Here is a 20,112-nt window from a genome sequence, read left to right on the forward strand (position 1 = left end):
CTGCCAAGATCGACAAAGGAAACGCCCGGGACCGCAAGGCCCCGGGCGTTTTCATCTTGTCCACCCCGGCATCGTCGCCATCGGCCCCTCCGGGGACCACGCGATCAGCTCCGGGCGTAGATATCCTCGTAGCGGATGATATCGTCCTCGCCGAGGTAGGAGCCGGTCTGCACCTCGATCAGCACCATCGGCACCTTGCCCGGGTTCTCCATCCGGTGGACGGCGCCCAGCGGGATGTAGACGGACTGGTTCTCGGTCAGCAGCGTCACCTTGTCGTCGACGGTGATCCGCGCGGTGCCCTCGACCACGATCCAATGTTCCGACCGGTGATGATGGCTCTGCAGGCTCAGCGCCGCGCCGGGATGCACATGGATGCGCTTGACCTGGAACCGGTCGCCGATCACCAGGCTTTCGAACCAGCCCCAGGGGCGGTGATCCTTGGGAAAATGCGTCGCCTGCTTGGCCCCCTTGGCCTTCAGCGCCTCGACCGCCTTCTTCACGTCCTGCGCGCGCGAGGCATCGGCCACCAGCACCGCGTCGGCCATCGCCACGGTGATGATATCCTTCAGCCCGATGCCGACCACCTCGACCCCGGTATCCTCAGATCTGAGCAGCGTATTGTCACAATCGATCGCGGTGGCATGCCCCGACAGACCGACGCCACGGTCGTCCCGGCCCCCTTCGCGCCAGACCGCGTCCCAGCCGCCCAGGTCCGACCAGCCGGCGGCGAAGGGCACCACCGAAAGGTTTTCGGCCCGTTCCATCACCGCATAGTCGATCGAGATATCCCCGGCCTGCCCCCAGGCCTCGGGATCGAGCCGGAGAAAGCCCAGATCGGGCTTGCCCTGCTCAACCGCCGCCGTGACCGGGGCGATCAGCTCGGGCGCATGGCTGCGGAAGGCCGCCAGGATCGCCTTGACCGAAAACAGGAAGATACCGGCGTTCCACAGATAATGACCCGAGGCCAGCATCGTCTCGGCGGTGGCCAGATCCGGCTTTTCGACGAATCGTTTCAGCGCCAGCGGCCGGGCGGCGAAATCGCCCGGATCCTCGGCCAGCTCCAGATAGCCATAGCCGGTCTCCGCATGGGCAGGCTTGATGCCGAAGGTGACGAGCTGCCCGGCCTCGGCCGCCGGAACCCCGGCGGCGACGGCGGCGCGGAAGGCCGGCGCATCGGGCACCACGTGATCGGACGGCGCCACCAGCATCAGCCCCTCGGGATCGGTCTTTTCCAGCCAGAGCGCCGCCGCCAGCACCGCGGGGGCGGTATTGCGCCCCTCGGGTTCGATCAGGATGGCGCCCGGATCCGTGCCGATCTCGGACAATTGTTCGGTGACGATGAAACGGAAATCGGAATTGGTCAGGATCAGCGGCGCCGCGAAACCGGGGCCGGACAATCGCCGGGCCGAGGCCTGAAACAGCGTCTCCTCCCCCACCAGGGGAACAAATTGCTTGGGATAGGATTTCCGCGACAGCGGCCACAGCCGGGTGCCGGAGCCGCCGCAGAGGAGAACGGGGGTAATCATCTATATAAACTCCCGGAAGAAAATGAGCCGGTGGGTCGACCACCGGCCTTTGGTATCGCCAATGGCCTCCCGGTATTCAACCCCGCAAGGCCCGCGACCGGCCCAACCTGTGGCCCCGGGTCAGATCGCCCGCAAATCCGCCGCATCCTGAGCCAGGAACCAGGCGTAGGTCTGCGCCAGCCCCTCGGCCAGCGGGATGCCGGCCCGCCAGCCCAGTCGCGCCAGCCGGCTGACATCCATCAGCTTGCGCGGAGTGCCGTCGGGCTTGGAGGGATCGGTCACGATCCGGCCCTGATATCCCACCGTCCGCGCCACCATTTGCGCCAGCTCGAGAATCGAGACATCGCTGCCGGTGCCCACGTTGATATGGCTCAGCATCGGCTCGGTCTCGCGGGCATAGATCTGCTGCGGCAGATCCATCACGAACAGGCTCGCCTCGGCCATGTCGTCCACATGCAGGAATTCCCGGCGCGGCGCGCCGCTGCCCCAGATGGCGACCTCCTCCAGCCCGTCGCGGGCGGCCTCGTGGAAACGGCGGATCAGCGCCGGCAGCACATGCGAGTTCTCCGGGTGGAAATTGTCACCGGGCCCGTAAAGGTTGGTCGGCATCACCGATCGGTAATCGGTGCCATATTGCCGGTTGTAGCTTTCGCAAAGCTTGATGCCGGCGATCTTGGCCACGGCATAGGGTTCGTTGGTCGGCTCCAGCGTGCCGGTCAGCAGCGCATCCTCGGCCATCGGCTGCGGCGCCATCTTGGGATAGATGCAGCTCGATCCCAGTTGCAAAAGCCGCGTGACCCCGGCCCGATGGGCGCCATGGATCACATTGCATTCGATCATCAGGTTTTCATAGATGAACTGCGCCGGATAGCTGTTGTTGGCAAGGATGCCCCCCACCTTGGCCGCCGCCAGGATCACCTGATCGGGGCGTTCCGCCTGCATGAAGTCGTGAACGGCCTGCTGGTTCGTCAGATCCAGCTCCGCATGGCTGCGGGTGATCAGCGTCAGATCCTCGCCCACCTCCTTGCGCGCCTGCAACTGGCGCAGGATGGCCCCGCCCACCATGCCGCGATGGCCTGCCACATAGATTCTCATACGCGGTTTCTCCTGTTCTGTCCGGACCCCGCCGGCGCCGATCTGTTCCCGGGCTTAGCCGATCCGGGACAGGCTGCAAAGGCGGCGGCCCCCCGCCCGCCCCATCCCGAATCCCGGCCCGACCCTGCCCGCCCGTCGGACGGGTCTTGCCGGGCCAGGGCTGCCGGGGCGGCATCCGTTCGGCCCTGACACGCCCCCCGGATCGTTGCCTGGACCGGCCTCACCCCTCCAGGCTGACGGGAAGCTCCATGCCATGTTCCTTCAACAGCGCATGGCGGCGCGCCTCTTTCAGATCGCCGGCCACCATCTCGGCACACATCTGCTGCACGGTGATTTCCGGCTCCCAGCCCAGTTTCGCCTTGGCCCTGGACGGATCGCCCAGCAGCGTCTCGACTTCGGCGGGACGGAAATAGCGCGGGTCGATCCGCATGATCACATCGCCCACCTTCAGCGCCGGAGCCTTGTCGCCCTCGATCGCGGTAACGGTGGCGATCTCGTCAACCCCGGCACCGGAGAACTCCAGGCTGATGCCCAGCTCGGCGGCCGACCAGGCGATGAACTGGCGCACGCTGTATTGCACCCCGGTGGCGATGACGAAATCTTCCGGCGCCTCCTGCTGCAGCATCATCCACTGCATGCGGACATAATCCCGGGCATGGCCCCAGTCGCGCAGGCTGTCGATATTGCCCATGTAGAGACAGGGTTCCAGCCCCAGCGCGATATGCGCCAGCCCGCGGGTGATCTTGCGGGTCACGAAGGTCTCGCCGCGCCGCGGGCTCTCGTGGTTGAACAGGATGCCGTTGCAGGCATAGAGCCCATAGGCCTCGCGGTAGTTCACCGTGATCCAATAGGCATAGAGCTTGGCCACCGCATAAGGGCTGCGCGGATGGAACGGCGTGGTCTCGCTCTGCGGGATCTCCGCGACCTGACCATAGAGTTCCGAGGTCGAGGCCTGATAGAAGCGTGTGGTCTTCTCCAGCCCCAGAAAGCGGATCGCCTCCAGCAAGCGCAGCGTGCCCATGGCATCGACATCGGCGGTATATTCCGGCGCCTCGAAGCTGACCGCCACATGGCTTTGCGCGCCGAGGTTATAAACTTCGTCAGGACGCACCTCGGACAGGATCCGGGTCAGGTTGGAACTGTCGGTCAGATCGCCGTAATGCAGCTTCAGCCGGGCGTTGCCCTCATGCGGGTCCTGATAGATATGGTCGATCCGCTGAGTGTTGAACGACGAGGCGCGGCGTTTCAGCCCATGCACCTCATATCCTTTCTCCAGCAGGAATTCCGCCAGATAGGATCCGTCCTGTCCGGTAATCCCGGTGATCAACGCCTTTTTCATGCCTGTTCCTTTCTGCGGTCGTGATCGCCCCCGCGGCCCCCTCCGCCGCTGCCGCAGCCAGGCCGCGATCGCCGGGAAACCGCCCGCAGGCAGTTGTAGCCCTTTCGCGACAATGACAGTAGATGAGAAAACTGTCCGGAGGCTTCTGTGCTTATTGTCAACGACCGCATCGTTATCGCTCATATGAAGAAATGCGGGGGGGCATCCGTCTGCAAAGGCATGATCGAAAGCCTGCCGCCCGACACTATCGACTATTGGGGCTATACTGCCGCGGGCGAGGAGAAAAGCGCCTTATCGCGCCGCCGGGGCAAAGTCTGGAAACATTCGCCGGTCGCCGACATCCTGAACAAGCTGCCCCGCAGCCGCGACACCAGCGAAATCCACCTCGTCTCGGTGCGTCCCTGGTGGGATCGGGTCGGCTCCTATTATTATCACGCCAAGCGCTATAATGGCCTGGATGCCAAGAAATACCCCCGGGTCACCGGCATGAGCCTCTCGGACTTCATCCGCAGCGAATACATGGACGATGTGGAACGGCTGGATCAATTCTGTTCCGACGCCGAGGGCCGGCTGCTGGTCGATCACTTCGTCGATTACGACCGGATCGACGACTGGTACAGCACCATCATGGCCCGGCTCGGGGTCGCGAACGCCAAGCTGCCGACGTATAACCAGGGCCGGAAGAAATTCGCCGACGGCTACGAAAGCCTGTTCGATGCGGCGGACCTGGCCTACCTTCGGCAGGAATTCGCCGGCGAGGAGGCGCTGCGCGCCCGGCTGCACCCGGCGCCTTGGCGGATCAGACGATCTTCAGCGCGACCCGCAGCCCCATCGCCGCGACGCTCAGCCGGTCCCCCGGCTGCACCGCCACCGCCGGGTTGAGCCCGCCCGAGGCGATCCACTGCCCCGCCGCAAGCCCGGCACCATAGCGGCGCGCCAGGCCGAGAAACTCCATCGCCGCCCCCAGCGGTCCGCCCAGTACATTGTTGCTGCGTCCCTCGATCAGGGCTGCATCGTTGTGACGGAACTCGGACAGGAAAGGGGATTGGAACGGCGCCGCATCGAACGGCCGGACCGCGCCGACCCAGAGCGCCCCGGCCCCGGCCCGGTCGCTGATCTGGCCCAGCAGCAGCCCCTTGCAGGCCGCCGGCAGCACCGTGGCCGGGATCTCGATCCCGAGCCCCATGCGCGAAAAGGCCGCCTCCGGCGTCTCTGCCGCCGGATCGGCGATTTCCAGCATGATCTCGGGTTCCGCCAACGGCTGGTGCAGCCCTGCCACCGCAACCTCGGCGGTTTCGACGAAGACCTCGCCGTCGAACAGGGCGCCGAAGAAGTTCTCACTGTTGCCGAAGGCCTGGCGCGACCAGGGGTTGGCGCCACCGATCTTCCAGCCTGCCACCGATGCGGCATCGGCCAGTGCCAGCGCATAGGCCGATGCCGCATCGGTCGGCAGATCCGCCGGCTCGACCGCCGCCTCCCGGCCTTCGGCGCGGGCGCCCTTCAGCATTTGCATCAAATTTTCCATGGATCGATCTCGCTTCCGGCTCGCATAATTCGGCGTCACCATCGGCCAACTCCCGCGGGTATGCAACCGCTCCGCACCCCCTCCCCCAGTATCGGGTTGCGCCATTAGAGGAGCTTGTATAACGACTCCGTACAATCTGGCGTGGGTGCCAGAAACCGTGCAAAAATCTAGGTCATTTTATTTGTTTCACACTTGTCGGATATTCCCGGCACATATTGAAGAGACCATGTTGCCATGACGCTACGAGCCGCGATCATCGGATATGGGAAGATGGGGCAGATCCGCCACGAGGCGATGAACCGCCACGGCGGTTTCGATGTTGTCTGCGCCTGTGACACCCATGCCAATTTTGATGCTGATATTCCTCTCGTGACCGACCCTACCCGGGTCTATGACTACGATCCCGACGTGGTGTTCTGCTGCGTGCCCAACCGGATGATACCGGATGTGGTCTGCGATGCGCTCGAACGTGGCAAACATGTGTTTTCGGAAAAGCCCCCGGGGCGAAACTCCGACGATGTGCGGCGGATGCAGGCGGTCGAGGCGCGCCACCCCGATCTGGTGCTAAAATTCGGCTTCAACCACCGGTTCCACGACGCCATCGAAGACGCCAAGCGGATGCTTGATGCCGGCACGATGGGCGATCTCTATTTCATGCGCGGCGTCTACGGCAAGGCGGGCGGCGCCAATTACGCCCAGAACTGGCGCAACGATCCCAGCCAGTCGGGCGGCGGCATCCTGATCGACCAGGGCATCCACATGCTGGATCTGTTCCTGATGTTCGCCGATCACTTCTCAGATGTGCAATCGGTGGTGCAGCGCAAGTTCTGGACCGATGTGCCGGTCGAGGACAACGCCTTCGCGCTGATGAAGAACGACGCCGGCGTGGTCGCCTCGCTGCATTCCTCGGCGACGCAATGGCAGCACAAGTTCACCCTCGAACTCTATGCCCGCGGCGGCTTCATCTCGGTCAACGGCATCCTGTCGGCCTCCGGGACCTATGGCACCGAGGTGCTGAACGTGGCGCTGAACCGGCTGGATCAGGACGGCAACCCGATCCCCAACCCCGAAAGCCAGGAGGTCCGCTATACCGAGGATCATTCCTGGGACAAGGAAATCGCCGAATTCCATGCCGCCATCGCCGAGGGCCAGCCGGTCCGCTGCGGCACCTCGCAGCAGGCACTGGACGTGATGACCCTGGTCGAACGGATTTACGCCGCCGATGCGGACTGGCCCGGCCAGATCGCCGCCACCGCCACGGCCGGTTGAGGACATATTCCATGCAAACCCCTGTTTTCATCGACGACCTGCCCGACATTTCCACCGTCGCCAGCCGCAAGTCCGACCATTACCGCCAGACCCGCAATCGCGCCCTGGCCGAAATGTTGCTGGACGACGCGGTCAGCTGGCACGAACGCGCCTGCCCCGCCTGCGGCCAGAGCCGCGATCTGAGCCGCAACTTCAGCCAGGCGCTGATGCCGTTCCAGCGCTGCAGCGCCTGCAACACCATCTATGCCGCCCGGGTGCCCGACCAGTCGCATCTGGACGGCCAGCGGCTGCGGCTGCTGGACGAATTGCCGCCCGAGACCGCCGACAAGCCCAAGCGGCCGCGTGAGTTCGAATATATCTCGATCCTGAACTGGATCCGCCTGACCGAGGCCCGCAGCGGCCACAGTCTCGGCAAGGTGCTCGATTACCGCTTCTCCTCGCAGGCCCCCTCCTGGCCCGATGCGGTGACCCGTCTGGGCACCCATCGCGACTGGAGCTTTCTGCCGCTGGCCGCCGACGGCGAGACCGGCTTTGACGATCTGCGCGACCGGCTGCAGGCCGAAACCCCCGACGCGGTGCTGCTCTATGGCGAGATGGACCGGGTCGCGGATCCCGCCGCGCTGTTGCGGGTGGTGCGCGCCAACCTGCCGCGCGGATCGCTGGTCTTCATCGCCACTTCCTGTGCCGATGGGCTGGAATACGAGATCCTCGGGGCCGATTCCCCCAGCTTCGTGCCGCTCGACCGGCTCAACATCTTCTCGGTCGAGGGCTTCAGCCAGATGGTGCGAGAGCTTGGCTATACCGCGCTCGAAGTCTCCACCCCGGGCCGGCTCGATGCTGTGATCCTGCAGCATTACTTCACCGAAATCGAAAATGCCGACGTACCGTTCTGGTCCGGCTTTTTCCGCAGCGCCAACAAGGATCGGCTGCGGGATCTGCAAATCCTGCTGCAGCGCAGCCTGCGCTCCGGCGTAATGCGTTTCGTCCTGGAAACCTGACAGAAAGCGATTGTAATCATGACTGCCCTTTTTCCCGAAACTTCCTTCGACACCTGTGACAGCTTCGCCTCGGATTATTTCGCCGAGCTGAACCGCGCGGCCCAGGCCTGCGACCTGACCGCGCTGAACAAGATCGCCGAGATGGTCCGCGAGACCATCGACAGCGGCAATTTCATCTTTATCTGCGGCAACGGCGGCTCGGCCGGGATCGCCAACCATTCGCTGTGCGATTTCCTCAAATGCGTGCGCACCGATACCGACCTGATGCCACGGGTGATGTCGCTGGCCGCCCATACCGAGATGAATTCGGCCCTGGCCAATGACATCTCCTATGACGAGGTCTTCGCCTATCAGCTCGAATCCATGGCCCGTCCCGGTGACATGGTCTGGACCGTCAGCTCCTCGGGCAATTCGCCGAACGTCTGCCGCGCCCTGGAAGTCGCCCGTGAAAAGGGGCTGCGCTCGGTCTCCTTCACCGGTTTCGCCGGCGGCCGGTCGCGCGAGCTGGCCGATGTGAACGCCCATGTCGACGCGCAGAATTACGGCGTGGTCGAAGACATCCACATGAGCTTCATCCACATCATCACCCAGTATCTGCGCATGAGCCACATGGACAAGGGGCTGATCGCCGAACGGAAGTTCTGATCTTGTCCCCGCGAATGTCCGATCTGCACATCGCCCTCACTGCCCTGATGGACCGGGTGGCGGGCGATGTGCTCGCCGGTCCGGCCCGGGTGTCGGAAAAGGGCCAGGACGGCCTGGATTTCGTCACCTCGGTCGATCTGGCGCTGCAGGCCCGTTTCGAAACCGAACTGGCGGCATTGCTGCCCAGCTCACGCGTGGTCGGCGAGGAAGGCTTCGCCGGGCTCGGCGCCACCCAAGCGCCGGTCTGGCTGGTCGATCCGCTGGACGGCACGGTGAATTTCGTCGCCGGCCTGCCCTGCTATGCGATGGCGGCGGTGCTGATCCGCGACGGCGCCCCGGTGCTGGCCGCCGTGCATGACATCCCCAACCGCTCGACCTATTCCGCCATCGCCGGTGGCGGCGCCTTTCTCGACGGCGCCGCGCTCCGGCCCCGCGCCCATGCGGCGCGGCTGGCGGTGCTCAGCTCCGGACTGATGCGCGATCTGGCCGGCCAGGCGCCCGCGGTTCTGGGCGATCTTCTGGCCACCTTCAAACTGCGCAACCTGGGCAGCCAGGCGCTGCATCTGTGTCATGCCGCCGCCGGCCACCTGAGCCTGGTCGCAAGCCGCGAGGCCCGCGGCTGGGACGATATGGCCGGTGCCCTGATCGCCACCGAGGCGGGGCTGGTCTATGGCCATTACGGCGCCGACGATCCCGAGGCGGGCGCCGAACAGATGAGCCTTTGCACCACCCCGGATTTGTTCGATACCTATGCCGCCGCGCTGGCCCGTTCGCTGCCGCCGGCCGACGCGCCCCAGCCAACAAGGAGCACCCGCCCATGAAAACCGTAGCCATGATCCCCGCCCGCATGGGCAGCCAGCGTCTGAAGAAGAAGAACCTCGCTCCGCTGGCCGGACAGCCGCTGATCACCCATGCGGTCGAGAAATGTCTCAAGACCGATTGTTTCGACGAGATCTACATCAACTCGGAAAACGCCGAATTCGGCCAATATGCCGAGGAATACGGCATCAAGTTCTATCAGCGTCCCGAAGAGCTGGGCAATTCCGTCGCCACCTCGGAACAGTTCGTCTACGACTTCCTCAAGCATGTCGATTGCGATCTTCTCGTGCAGGTACACTCGATCGCGCCGCTGCTGACCATGGAAGAGATCCTGTCCTTCACCCGCGCCTTCGCCGCCTCCGACGCCGATGTGATGCTCTCCTGCATCGAGGATCAGATCGAGGTCGCCTATCAGGATCAGCCGGTCAATTTCACCTTTGCCGAAAAGACCAATTCGCAGGAGCTGAAGCCAACCCAGCGGGTCACCTGGTCGATCACCGGCTGGCGGGCGAAATCCTATATCGACGCGGTCGAATCCGGCCACATCGGCACGTATAACGGCAAGATCGCTTTCTATCCGGTCAATGCCATTTCCGGCCATGTGATCAAGACCCAGCAGGATCTCGATATCGCCGAGGCGCTGCTCTCGGTCCTGCGCAAGTGAGGCCCGCCATGAAGGTTCTGGTTTCCAACATCATGATGATCAACGAGCGCGACCGCTTCGACGCGGCCCTGCGCGCGCGCGGCGTCGAACCGGTCTGGCCCGAGGTCGACCAGTTCATGGACGAGGCGCAATGCCTGTCCCTCGCCGGCAGCTTCGACGGCTGGCTGGCCGGCGACGACAAGATTACCGAACCGGTGATCCAGGCCTGCCTGCCGCGGCTCAAGGTGATCTCGAAATGGGGCACCGGCATCGATTCCATCGACCTCGCGGCGGCGAAGGCGCTCGGCGTGCCGGTCTGCAACTCGCCCGGCGCCTTCCGCGACGCGGTCAGCGAATATGCCATCGGCCTGCTGCTGACGGCCAGCCGCCGGCTGGCGCTGACCGACCGGACCATCCGCGCCGGCGGCTGGCCCAAGGGGCGGTTCCCGGGGATGACCGGGCGCACCATGGGGGTGATCGGCTATGGTGCCATCGGCCAGGGCGTCGGCCAGCGCGCCCGCGGGCTGGGCATGACCGTGGTGGCCCACGATCCCTATATGACCGAGGCCCCCGACGGCACCGAGCTGATGAGCTTCGAGACGCTGCTGGAGCACGCCGATGTGATCTGCCTGTGCTGCAACCAGACGGCGGAGAATTATCACCTGCTGAACGCCGACAGCTTGGGCCGCGCCCGCGACGGGCTGATCTTGGTCAATGTGGCCCGAGGCGGGCTGATCGACGAGGCCGCGCTGATCGCGGCGCTGGAGGCCGGCAAGATCGAGGCTGCCGCGCTCGATGTCTTCGAGGCCGAACCGCTGCCCGCCGATCACCCGCTGCGCGGCTTCGACAATGTCGTGCTGTCCAGCCACAACGCCAACAGCACCGTCGAGGCGATCGAGCAGGTCCACGCCAATACGCTTGAGAACCTGTTTAAACATCTCGCCGTCTGACCCGGCCCCGGCTATAGTCGACGGAATGAAATACCGCCTGCAGGGATATGTCGCCGCTTTCGGCGCCCATACCATCAACGCCTTCGACCTCGCAGCCTGGCGACAGGCCACGACCCTGTCCTATTTCGGGGTCGGGCTGCGGGTGCGGGCCGGCGCCCTGCGGGTGGCCCTGACCCATATCGCCCCTGACGGCAGCCGCAACCGGCTGGCGTTGCTGGAGTGCCCCGATCCCGGCGAGGCCTTCAGCCCGCCGCTGCACCTGCCCGATCTCGACGGGGTGCTGCTGCCCGAGATCGAGGCCCATTCCGAGGGTGTCGATTACGATCTCTATTTCGGCACCGACGACGCCCCCGCCACCCCCTGGCTGCGGGTCGGCTATCTCTGTGCCACCGATCGCGCCGAGCCCGCCATGGCCTGCGCCGAAAGCTTCGACAATTACCTGCGCATCTATGGAGATGGCGAGATCGCCCGGCTGGTGCTGCTCGGTGCCGGCGGGAGTCCGCTACCCGCCGGCACCGAGCAGATCTCGGCACTGGACACCGATCGCCCCGCCCGGCCGGAGCAGGCGCTTTACGAGGCCTGCTATGGCCGGCTGGCGCCGTGCGATTTCACCCATCTGTGCCTGATCGGCGCCGATCAGCGCCCCGATCCCGAACAATTCGCCCGGACCACCGCCCTGCTGCGCTTTCTGCGCCCCGGATGGGAGATCGCCGCCCCGCTCTATACGCCGCAACCGGATGCCCCCGACCGCCCCGGCGACCGCCTGCACCATGGCTGGCAGGCCCGTGCCACGCTCGATCCCGGCGACCGGGAGATCCTCCGGGAGATCCTGCTGCCGCCGCCGCCGCCCGAGGCCGATATCCCCAACCCCGGCTGGCGCGCCCTGACCCATGGCGACCTGCTGCGCGCCGGCCCGCCGGCCCCGCTGTTGGCCAGCCAGAGCGCGGCGGAACATGCCCTGCGGCTGCGCGCCGCCGGTGTCGGGCTGCTGCAGCCGCTGTCGCTCTGGACCCTACCCGACCCGATCGTCGGGAGCGACGGTCTGCCGCCAGCGCCACCGCCGCGTCAGGCGCTGCGCGACCGGATGCTGCGGCTGATGCTGGCCGGCCAGGCCCCCGGACCGCAGGTGGCGGCGCTGATCCGCACCGCCCTCGAGGCCGGCGATCTGCCCCGCGCCCGCGACGCGCTCGGCGCGCTGGACGATCTGCTCAGCGGCGTGCAATCCCCCGGGCCGGCGGCCCCGCCGCTGCCGACCGGCCCCGTCGACACCCGCGCCGGGATCGAAATCCGCCTGACCAGGGCGCTGGAGCGGCTGGAGCAACAGGGGCCCCATCTGCTGGCGCATTACCGCGACCGGCGCGATCGCGCGCCGCTGCCCGCACCGATATCGGACGCCGCCACCGCCACCACCGGCGGGGCCGAGCTGCAGGTACTGCGCCAGGGTCTGGCAACGCTGCGGCAGGAGCTGGCCACGGCCTATCTGCGGATCGAGACGCTGCATGATGCGCTGCAACGCGCCCGTCAGAGCGACAGCGACCGCATCGCCGCGCTGCTGCGGCACAACCGGCTCGAACACACGCCGCAGGTGCTGGGCGATCTGGACCGCGCCAGCCTCGCCGCGCTGCACCTGCTGCGAAATCGTCACGCCGGGCGCCGCGCCGTCATCCTCGGCAACGGCCCCAGCCTGCGGATCTCGGATCTCGACCGGCTGACCGGCGAGATCACCTTCGCCTCGAACAAGATCTACCTCGGCTTCGGGGAAACCCTGTGGCGGCCAACCTATTATTCGGTCGAGGACAGCCTGGTGATGCAGCACAACCGCGATCGCATCGCCGCGCTGCGCGGGGTCACCAAGATCTTTCCCGACAACATGCGCCAGTTCGGTTATCAGGAGGCGGATGCGATCTTCATCCCCTTCCTGCCCCCCGCTTCTTTCGAGGCGCCGCTGTCGGATCCGGATTTCCCCGATTTCAGCGAAGACCTCTGCCGGGGCATCTGCTGGGGATCGAGCATCATCTACAGCCAGATCCAGATGGCCCTCCACATGGGCTGCCGCGAAATCGTGTTGACCGGGGTCGACCACGACTATCAACTTCCCGACCGCCGGCAGGGCCGCTTCTATGTCCATGAGAACGAGCAGAACCACTTCCACCCGGATTACCGCAGCCCGGGCGAGACCTGGCACCAGCCCAATCTCGAGGTGATCGAGGTGTCCTTCGCCCGCGCCCGTGCGGCCTGCGCCGCCCGCGGCGTGCCGGTGATCAACGCCTCGCGCCAGAGCCGGCTGGACATCTTCGACCGGGCCGATTTCGACCGGCTCTTCCCCCCCCGCCGAAGGATCAGACCATGACGCCACCGATCTTTGACGACCGTATCTGCACCCTTGGCGAAGGCCCGTTGTGGCATCCGCTGCGCCAACAGCTGTTCTGGTTCGACATCGTCAACAACCGGCTGCTGTCACGCAACGGCGACCGACCGCTGGAATGGCGCTTCGACCGCCATGTCAGCGCCGCCGGCTGGATCGACGAACACCATCTGCTGATCGCCAGCGAAACCGATCTCTTCCGCTTCGATCTGGAGAATGGCCAGGAAACCCGGCTCTGCGCACTGGAGGCGGACCGCCCCGAGACCCGTTCAAACGACGGCCGCGCCGATCCCTGGGGCGGCTTTTGGATCGGCACCATGGGCAAGGGCGGCGAAACCGGGGCCGGCACGCTCTATCGCTGGTATCGCGGCGAACTGCGGCCGCTGCTCTGCGAGCTGACCACCCCCAATGCGATCTGCTTCGCCCCCGACCGCTCCTGCGCCTATTATTCCGATACCAAGGCCCGGACGATCTGGCGCCAGCCACTGGCCGCCGATACCGGTTGGCCCCAGGGCGAACGGCAGGTCTTTCTCGATCTGCATGCCACCGACCAGAGCCCGGAATACAAGCCCGACGGCGCGGTGACCGACAGCGAGGGCTGCCTGTGGAGCGCGCAATGGGGCGCGGCGCGGGTGGCGCGCTATGCCCCTGACGGGCGCTTTCTCGAGGCGGTGGCCCTGCCCACCGGTCACACCTCCTGCCCCGCCTTCGGCGGGCCGGATCTGGGCACGCTCTTCGTCACCAGCGCCACCCAGAAACTGCCCGAGGACAGGCCGGACTGGCAGGCCGATGCCGGCCGGACCTTCGCGCTACCGACCCGTTACCGTGGCTCTCCCGAACCGCGGGTGATATGCTGATCTCCATCATGCCCCGGCCTGCAGGCCCGGGGCCGATCGCAAGAGAATGCACATGAATATTTCCACCGAGACTGCCCCCGCCGCCGCCCGGACCGAGCGGACCGCGCGCCGCCGCTTCAGCCAGATCCGCGGGATTTATCCGTTGCAGCGCTATGTCCGGGCCTTCGGCCCCTCCATCGTCAATGCCTTCGATCTCGATGCCTGGCGCCGGGCCACCACCCTCAGATGGCTGGGCATCCGGCTGGTGGTCCGCGCCGGCCATGTGCGCATGAGCCTGCAGCAGATCACCGCCGACGGCAGCCGCCGCGAACTGGCCCGGGCCGAACAGGGCGGCCCCGGCACCCAGGTGCTGCCCGATCTGCGGCTGGCCGAGCTCGATGGCGCCCTGTTGCCGGTGATCGAGGAGGAGAGTCCGGATGCCAATTACGATATCGTCTTTGCCACCGACGATATCCCCGCCACCCCGCATCTGCGCATCAATTATATCTTTTGCACCTTCAAGCGCGCCGAATACGTGCAACACAACGCAGAGGTGTTCCGCGATTACCTGCGCCGCCATCGCGCCACGGAAGAGGCTCATCTGACCGTGATCGACAACGGCAGCGATCAGGGCAGCAACGATTGCGGCGTCCATCCCGACGCCGATGTCACCGTCTTCGCCAACGACAACACCGGCGGCGCCGGCGGCTTTGGCCGCGGCATCTATGAATCCTGCTATGGCGCGCTGGCGGGGCAGAATTTCACCCATGTCTGCCTGCTCGACGACGATATCTATCTCACGCCCGAGATGTTCGCCAGGAACACGGCCTTCCTGCGCTTTCTCAGGCCCGGTTTCCACGTCGGCGCGCCGATGTACCCGACTTCATCGCCCCAGCAGGCGCCCCGGCACAGCGCCTGTTTCGGCCACAAGTTCCGCGGCACCGTCCACCCCAGCGATACCGCGCTCGGCGGCGGGCTGGATACCGCCGACATCCCCGCCTTCATCGGCATGGACAGGGCGCCGGACACCACCGGCTGGTGGTGGGATTGCATCGCCGTCGCCGATATTCACCGCATCGGCCTGCCCTATCCCTTCTTCATCAAGATGGATGATGTCGAATACGGCCTGCGGCTGCGCGACGCTGGGGTCGAGTTGGTGATCCCCTTCTCCTTCTGGGTGCTGCATGACGATTTCGAAGAGAAATATTCGGCCGCCATGCAATATTTCCGCTTCCGCAACCGCTGGGTGCTGCTGGCGCTGACCGGCCGGCTCGAGACCCAGACCGATTTCATCGACCAATATGTCGCCCTGGTGCGCGGCTTCGTGGCCGAACGCAAATACGAACACGCGCAGCTTCTGCTCGACGCGATGGAGCATTTCCAGCGCGGGCCCGACTATCTGGTCGAACAGGAGAAATCCATTCTGGCAGGCATCTTCGCGCTGGTGAAACACGAGAAGAACGTCACCATGCCGACCCCGCCCGAAGGCGCCGTACTGGCCAACGATCTCTATCCTCCCGCCTCGCCGCGGACCGCACAGCTCAACCGGATCACCGTCAACAACCATTTCCTGCCGCTGAAAGAGCGGGTCGCCATCGACACCACCCGGCCGCATCGGTCGACCGACAGCCGCCGCGGCAAGACCGTCAGCTATTGGAACAGCCGCAAGGGGGTCGGGTTCACCGTCACCCGCGATTCCCGCCGGGCGCTGCGGCAGATGCTGCACCTGCGCCGGCTGCAGCGGCAGCTCCCCGGGGCGCTGCCCGGGGTGATGGCCCGCTATCGCGCCGCGCAGCCGCATCTGACTGCACAGGGGTTCTGGGCCGATTACGGCAAATTCGGCCGGCGCCCGCGCCTGGAACCGGTGCAGCACGAGACCGCCGCGATCACGGATCTGCGCCAGGAGGTCGCCCGGCTGCATATCGCGCTGCAGCAGCGCGGCGCGCTGGAAGACCATCGCGCCCGCAACGTCAGCCCCGAGGACGAGAGCTTTCTGAACGCCCTGCGCAACCGTTATCTGGGCCAGCGCTGTTTCGTGCTGGGCAACGGTCCCAGCCTGACCGTCGCCGACCTGGAACTGTTGCGCAACGAGGTCACCTTCGCGGCCAACAAGATTTACCTCTGTTTCGACGAAACCGACTGGCGCCCGACCTTCTATTCGGTCGAGGATCTTCTGGTGGCGCAGAACAATACCGCCGATATCCTGGCAGTGGAGGGCACCACCAAGATCTTCCCGCATCACATGCTGCCGTTCCTGCCGCGCCAGCCCAACCACCATTACGCCCGCTGGCTGCCCCCGGCCGACAACCGGTCCCCCTTTCGCGAATTTTCCAGCGATCTGACCAAGGGGATCTGCTGGGGCTCGACCATCACCTATTCGATGCTGCAGATGGCCGTACATATGGGGTTCAGTGAGATCCACATCCTCGGGCTCGACCACAGCTACGTGGAGCCCGCGACCAAGCAGGACGGCGCGCTGATCTCAGAAGGCGAGCGCAACCATTTCCACCCCGATTACCGCAAGAAGGGCGAGAAATGGCACTATCCGGTGCTGGATCGGCTGGAGACCTCCTACCAGTTCGCCAAGGATTATTGCGACAGCATCGGCGTCAAGATTTACAACGCCAGCCGGTTTTCCAAGCTGGAGGTCTTCCCTCGTGCCGATCTCGACGAGATTCTGGGGCTCAAGTCTCCTTCACCACAGTCGCCGGCCCCGCCCGGACCGGGTTAGAAAAGCTAGAAATGGTCGACAAGGCAGGCCCTCCGCTGTACCCATGGGCCAGCCATTCGAAGCGCAAATTTTCATTCCAGATTAAGGTGCGGCATGCTCGATAGTAACTATTCTCAGGAACTCGTGGAAAAAATCCGTACGGCCCAAACCACCGAAGCGAAGGTCCAGGTTTTGAAAGACCAGGCCGCCAGCGACAGTTGCGTCATCCTCGCCTGCGGACCGTCGCTTAACGAATACAGCCCCGAACAGCTGCGCGAGCTGTGCAAGGACTCCGTCGTTCTGGCGATAAAACAGGCCTTTGCCTATGTGCCCGAGGTCTGCGACTTCCTGCTGCTGAACACCTGGAATTACCAGAAATACGATTTCGGCCAGCGTCGTCCAGTTATTCTCTACGAAAAGGGACCCGCCGACCCGACGGTCTACGGCGAACACGACATCGTCTTCGACCTGCCCCGGGCCAGCGACCTGTCCCAGCAGCTGGCGCGCTCGAAGCGCTATGACGATTACGCTTTCGATGCCTCGGTCAACCGCCCCTGGGGGCCCGGCGTGCTGTACGAGATCGGCTTCTACCTGGCCCATTACATGGGGTTCAAATCCATCGTCACGCTGGGCTGGGACGTGGGCGCGAAAAGCACGTCGGTTATGCCGCATTTCTACGACCGCCCGTCACCCCAGCGCACCCGCACCCTGGCCAAGTCGCGCTGGATCCGCAGCCTGGCCGAGCGCAACCGGTTCCTGCACGAGGGCGGCGTTCTGTACAACAAGCCCCGCATCATACCCGAAGAGGTCGAGATCTGCGCCGCCGCCTCCGGCGACTGGTACGACTGGCTGACCGCCCAGGGCATCGACCTAAAGATCGTCTCCAAGGGCGCCATCGTGGACGCGCGGATCCCGCGCACCCGGCTGGAGGACGTGCTGGGAAAAGCGGCCTGACCGGCGCCCGCGCCGCACCGCGGCGCATTCTCGCTTGAACCGCCGGAAGACTTGCGCTTACACTCGCGACGCAATCCCTAACCCATTATCGAAAAAGGATATATCTCATGCTGAAATGTACGCTGAACAACGGAAACACACTGTTCCTGAACATGGAGCGCGTCATTCAGATAACCAAATCGGAAGATATGCTTGCAATGTTTTTTACTGATCAGGAAGGAGAGGTTCAGCGCCGCCAGATTAGCGAGTTTGAAATTCTTCAGCCCGGAACGCCTGTGTCCTGACATTTAGGTCTGAACGGCGGAAGACTGAAATACTTTCCGCCGTTCGAGCCGAAGATCCCTTCGTACACCTCATTTTTCTTGTCGCTGACGAGTTTTCAAGGTTTTTAGACCATAGCCCTAGTCTATTAGCTTGCATCGGCAATCGCGTTAGCTGAAGTACCGTTGCCGCACTAGGCGCGTTAAGGAGAGATATGATGCCCAAGGTCATGCTGATTTCTGGCTGCCCCCGATCCGGCACAACAGGGTTCCGCACAACCCTTGCGCAGGATCCCCGCATGGCCATCGGCCTCGAAAGATACCTAAAACTATCAATCAATAAGAAAATGACGCCTGATCTTTGGGAGCGCGAGCGGTTCATCGACGTGCGCCCAGAAGATACCCAGGTGCAGCCCGATCACCCGTCTTGGGATATCGCAAACATCATCATAGACCGCGTTCGTAACGACTACGAAACCCTCGACTACATCGGCGACAAGCTGCCACGCTCTGCCAACAGCTTTGAAGTGTTCGCAGAGACTCTTCCGGACATCAAGATCATTTACTTGCTGCGGAATCCGTTTGACGTGGCAGCATCTTACAACAAACGGGCGCGCAATGAAAAAGACAAGACCTGGCGCCCTGTCACAGACTATAGCGTTGCCGTGAAACACTGGAATTTCGATATCCGGCAGGCCGTCAAGTTCCTCGACCAACTCGATCTTCACATTATTCGCTACGAGACTATTTTCCGTAATTTTGAGGAATTTGAAAACGTTTACGATTTTCTTGGCCTCGAGATGAACGACGAAGCGCGCTCAAGCTGGCAAGGCGCTCACAAGCGCAGCCTGTCTCTGGAAGCTCAGCGGTCAGCCCTCGCCGACGAGGAAAAGGTTCATGTCTCTGCGCACTGCGATTTTGGCAGCTATCGAAAACTCCTCAAACACGGCGGGTTTTTGTAAAGCGAGGCACCCTTTCGAACCACAGGATTCGCACAGCACGCCCGCAAAGGCATGCGTGCAATCACAACGGCTGACTGCAAACTAGTCCAGATCCACCTTGTATTCGGAGAAGTCTGGCCTGCGCTTGTTAGACAGTATCTTCGAAATAAATGCGGCCTGTTTCGGAGACATCTTCGGCTCCCGATCGAGCACATAAGGCAAGAGTAGGAACGGCGGTGCCTTGACGTCGCGGCTGACCACGCGGGTGTAGCGCTCGGCAGCTTCGCACACCACCATATCGGGTTGAACCATGGCCACCATCTCGCGGTGAAAGAACCGCGTGCGGCAGAACACCATGTTGCGGAACCCCAGTTCGACATAGGCCAGTCCATTAAACAGGTAGCTGTCGCCAAAGATCAGCAGCGTTTTGTCCGTCACGCTGTCGGGGTTGTACGACACCACCATGCGGCCGTCGTTCACCGGTTTGTCGTAATCATGCGCCAGCCCGTTCTCTTCGCTGGTGACCGAGGGTGCGCGGCGCGGCCACAGCGCCTCTTCGCCCTGCTGTGGTTCGAGCTTGCGGCCCAGGTCGCCGTAGAACAGCTTGTCCAGCGGCTGGGTCTGCGCCTGCATCTTCTCGCTCAGCGCGGAAAGCTCCACCTCCGAGAACCCGGCCGTCTCGGCGATGCGCCGGGTGGCCAGCATCATGCCGGCGGCGGTCCAGTGCGTGTCGGTCTTGTAATAGGATCGCCCGAATGGGTTGTCGCGCAGATCCTGCGCGCCGTACCACATGTTCTCCACCGTGGCGCCCTCGGCGGCGGTAAACGCATCCCAGAAGGATTTCGGGTTCTCCACCGGGAACCCCTCGGGGTGGACCTTGTATTTTTCCGGCGCCACCATCTGCAGAAAACCACGCCCCTGGCGTGCGCAAAACGCCGCGCGCTCCCGCAAGTTCTGCCAGAAATTGCGCACCGACTGCTCGGGCACGGTCAGTTCGCCGGTGGCGAATTTCAGGATGCTGTGCGCCCCGGCAGCCAGGTACAGTTCCTCGTGCTCCCCAATCAGGACCGCATTCTCGATTTCGTAAGTGCTGTCCGTCATTGCCGCGCCGCCTTCAGGAACCAGATATTTAGGTTAATGCGTTTTTTCTTCATTTGTCGTCCTGCCGCTCTGCTTGCCCGAAGCAGCTCTGGCGCGCCACCTTTCCCGTAAAAACCCGGCCTTTACCCGGAGGGAC

18 protein-coding genes are annotated in these 20,112 nt (G+C 64.2%); 13 read left to right on the forward strand and 5 right to left on the reverse strand.

The genetic code is table 11. The features are described from left to right. Positions 1–104 precede the first annotated feature (104 nt). From G455_RS0117875 to gmd, 3 genes are all read right to left on the reverse strand, one after another. The gene (locus tag G455_RS0117875; RefSeq protein WP_028094950.1) at positions 105–1,526 is read right to left on the reverse strand and encodes a mannose-1-phosphate guanylyltransferase/mannose-6-phosphate isomerase; all 1,422 of its coding nucleotides are present in this window, start codon (positions 1,524–1,526) and stop codon (positions 105–107) included. A 120-nt stretch (positions 1,527–1,646) separates the two neighbouring features. Next, positions 1,647–2,621, reverse strand: a complete 975-nt coding sequence (fcl, locus tag G455_RS0117880; protein WP_028094951.1) for a GDP-L-fucose synthase — start codon at positions 2,619–2,621, stop codon at positions 1,647–1,649. Between the two features lie 220 nt (positions 2,622–2,841). Continuing rightward, positions 2,842–3,960: a GDP-mannose 4,6-dehydratase gene (gene gmd, locus G455_RS0117885; RefSeq protein ID WP_028094952.1), complete on the reverse strand. Its 1,119-nt coding sequence runs from the start codon at positions 3,958–3,960 to the stop codon at positions 2,842–2,844. A 147-nt stretch (positions 3,961–4,107) separates the two neighbouring features. On the opposite strand from gmd, the gene G455_RS0117890 reads away from it, so the two are divergent. Further along, positions 4,108–4,842: a hypothetical protein gene (locus tag G455_RS0117890; RefSeq protein ID WP_154664421.1), complete on the forward strand. Its 735-nt coding sequence runs from the start codon at positions 4,108–4,110 to the stop codon at positions 4,840–4,842. On the opposite strand, the gene G455_RS0117895 is transcribed toward G455_RS0117890, so the two are convergent. Continuing rightward, positions 4,760–5,473 carry a hypothetical protein gene (locus tag G455_RS0117895; RefSeq protein WP_154664422.1) on the reverse strand — a complete coding sequence of 238 codons (714 nt, stop codon included), beginning with the start codon at positions 5,471–5,473 and terminating at the stop codon, positions 4,760–4,762. The genes G455_RS0117890 and G455_RS0117895 overlap by 83 nt on opposite strands. Before the next feature lie 246 nt (positions 5,474–5,719). Here G455_RS0117895 and G455_RS24550 point away from each other — a divergent pair, with 246 nt between their 5' ends. From G455_RS24550 to G455_RS0117955, 12 genes are all read left to right on the forward strand, one after another. Continuing rightward, positions 5,720–6,754 (forward strand): Gfo/Idh/MocA family protein, encoded by a 1,035-nt coding sequence (locus G455_RS24550; protein ID WP_035366973.1) that lies wholly within the window; start codon positions 5,720–5,722, stop codon positions 6,752–6,754. Positions 6,755–6,765: 11 nt separating this feature from the next. After that, a complete protein-coding gene (locus tag G455_RS0117905; protein WP_028094955.1) occupies positions 6,766–7,752 on the forward strand; it encodes a class I SAM-dependent methyltransferase in 987 nt (328 codons plus the stop codon). An 18-nt stretch (positions 7,753–7,770) separates the two neighbouring features. After that, positions 7,771–8,397: an SIS domain-containing protein gene (locus tag G455_RS24555; protein WP_051312609.1), complete on the forward strand. Its 627-nt coding sequence runs from the start codon at positions 7,771–7,773 to the stop codon at positions 8,395–8,397. 14 nt (positions 8,398–8,411) lie between these two features. Continuing rightward, a complete protein-coding gene (locus tag G455_RS25735; protein ID WP_051312610.1) occupies positions 8,412–9,218 on the forward strand; it encodes an inositol monophosphatase family protein in 807 nt (268 codons plus the stop codon). Next, on the forward strand, positions 9,215–9,880 hold the full coding sequence (locus G455_RS0117920; RefSeq protein WP_028094956.1) for an acylneuraminate cytidylyltransferase family protein: 666 nt from the start codon (positions 9,215–9,217) through the stop codon (positions 9,878–9,880). The genes G455_RS25735 and G455_RS0117920 overlap by 4 nt, the downstream gene beginning before the upstream one ends. Before the next feature lie 8 nt (positions 9,881–9,888). Beyond that, a complete protein-coding gene (locus tag G455_RS0117925; protein WP_028094957.1) occupies positions 9,889–10,809 on the forward strand; it encodes a phosphoglycerate dehydrogenase in 921 nt (306 codons plus the stop codon). A gap of 25 nt (positions 10,810–10,834) precedes the next feature. Continuing rightward, on the forward strand, positions 10,835–13,159 hold the full coding sequence (locus tag G455_RS0117930; RefSeq protein WP_028094958.1) for a hypothetical protein: 2,325 nt from the start codon (positions 10,835–10,837) through the stop codon (positions 13,157–13,159). After that, entirely contained in the window at positions 13,156–14,031 is an 876-nt protein-coding gene (locus tag G455_RS0117935; protein ID WP_028094959.1) for an SMP-30/gluconolactonase/LRE family protein, read from the forward strand. The genes G455_RS0117930 and G455_RS0117935 overlap by 4 nt, the downstream gene beginning before the upstream one ends. 52 nt (positions 14,032–14,083) lie before the next feature. Next, positions 14,084–16,741, forward strand: coding sequence for a 6-hydroxymethylpterin diphosphokinase MptE-like protein (locus G455_RS25740; RefSeq protein ID WP_028094960.1), 2,658 nt, complete (start codon positions 14,084–14,086; stop codon positions 16,739–16,741). Between the two features lie 93 nt (positions 16,742–16,834). Further along, positions 16,835–17,674 carry a hypothetical protein gene (locus G455_RS0117945; protein ID WP_154664423.1) on the forward strand — a complete coding sequence of 280 codons (840 nt, stop codon included), beginning with the start codon at positions 16,835–16,837 and terminating at the stop codon, positions 17,672–17,674. A 107-nt stretch (positions 17,675–17,781) separates the two neighbouring features. Then, positions 17,782–17,958, forward strand: coding sequence for a hypothetical protein (locus G455_RS26470; protein WP_154664424.1), 177 nt, complete (start codon positions 17,782–17,784; stop codon positions 17,956–17,958). 194 nt (positions 17,959–18,152) lie between these two features. Further along, positions 18,153–18,896 carry a sulfotransferase family protein gene (locus G455_RS0117955; protein ID WP_161629409.1) on the forward strand — a complete coding sequence of 248 codons (744 nt, stop codon included), beginning with the start codon at positions 18,153–18,155 and terminating at the stop codon, positions 18,894–18,896. An 81-nt stretch (positions 18,897–18,977) separates the two neighbouring features. Here the strand turns inward: G455_RS0117955 and G455_RS0117960 are convergent, their stop codons facing one another. Then, positions 18,978–19,976: an alginate O-acetyltransferase AlgX-related protein gene (locus G455_RS0117960; protein WP_028094963.1), complete on the reverse strand. Its 999-nt coding sequence runs from the start codon at positions 19,974–19,976 to the stop codon at positions 18,978–18,980. Between the last annotated feature and the right edge of the window lie 136 nt (positions 19,977–20,112).

This window comes from Pseudodonghicola xiamenensis DSM 18339 (assembly GCF_000429365.1).
GTDB lineage: Bacteria > Pseudomonadota > Alphaproteobacteria > Rhodobacterales > Rhodobacteraceae > Pseudodonghicola > Pseudodonghicola xiamenensis.